The organism is Pseudomonas sp. CM25 (assembly GCF_013179705.1).
In the GTDB taxonomy this organism is placed as follows: Bacteria; Pseudomonadota; Gammaproteobacteria; order Pseudomonadales; family Pseudomonadaceae; genus Aquipseudomonas.
Genome location: NZ_JABMCW010000673.1, coordinates 1 through 1064, shown reverse-complemented (window position 1 = coordinate 1064; position 1064 = coordinate 1). Strand labels below are relative to the sequence as shown.

The following is a 1064-nucleotide window of genomic DNA, read 5'->3' as shown; positions in this document are numbered from 1 at the left end:
TTCGACCCGTTGTTCTATGGCCTGAGCCGTGGCTACGGCACCTGGTTCCAGGGCGAAGTGGCAGCCAACTATGCCGGGCCGTTCAACAAGAACAGCCAGGTGCACCACGTGGCGCTGAAGGGCAAGCCACGGGACAACCTGACAGTGGGCGCGCTGTATTTCGACTTCGATACCCTGGACACCGACCAGGGCAACCTCGGCGGGCGGGAGCTGGACCTGTATGTGGAATGGATGGTCAACGACCACCTGCTGATCAGCCCGGTGGTCGGGTTCTACAAGCCGGAGCGTAGTGCTGCGACTGGTGGTACGCAGCTGGGCGGGCGGGATACCGGGACCTATATGCAGTTGATTGTCGGGACCTTCTTCTGATTTGAGATCCAGGGGCTGCTTTGCAGCCATCGCCGGCAAGCCAGCTCCCACAGGTACAGCGCAAATTCTGGGTTTTGTGCAGTACCTGTGGGAGCTGGCTTGCCGGCGATGGGCCGCAAAGCGGCCCCGGCGATATCAAGCCAACCCCTGCTCCAACACCCACCGCCGCACCATGACCTGCTGTTCAACCGCCAGCCCTGACAACACTGCCTCGACTGGCCGGCCACTGCGTATTTCCCGCACCACCGGCGCCAACTCCACCCCCTGCAGATGCCACACCCCCAACGGCTGGTCCGCCGTCACCACCACCTCGGCCGCATCCACCAGCCCATCACGCAGTACAGGCCGTCGCTCAACCCGAACTGCCTGCCAATCCGCCGCCAGATGCAATGGCTGCGCATCCGGCCAACCTTGGCGCTGCCCCCAGAATGCCTGCCCTGCCCACCCCTGCTCCTGCGTGTAGAAATCCCGGCCAATGCGAGCAAAGCGCAAGAACAGCTGCTCGACCCGTTGCTGGTGAAACTGCTGCGCCAATGCAGCTCGCTCGGGCTTGCGCAGCAAGGTGTTGATCACCACCGGTGCCTGCAACGCCGAAGACAGCGACTGAAAGATCCCGTTGCCCGACAGCGGGTCAACCGCCATCGCCGCATCGCCCACGCGTATCCAGTCCGGCCCAACACATTCACCGGCAAGAA

The 1064-nt window shown here is 63.3% G+C and carries 1 protein-coding gene and 1 pseudogene; one reads left to right on the top strand and one right to left on the bottom strand.

Annotated features, from left to right (window positions below; all coding sequences use genetic code 11):
• Positions 1–369, top strand: a pseudogene (locus HP546_RS30580) (hypothetical protein); the annotation flags it as partial.
• Positions 370–504: 135 nt separating this feature from the next.
• Here HP546_RS30580 and HP546_RS30575 read toward each other — a convergent pair.
• Positions 505–1064: NAD(P)/FAD-dependent oxidoreductase (locus tag HP546_RS30575; protein WP_372242489.1), on the bottom strand; the 560-nt coding region annotated here is incomplete at its 5' end.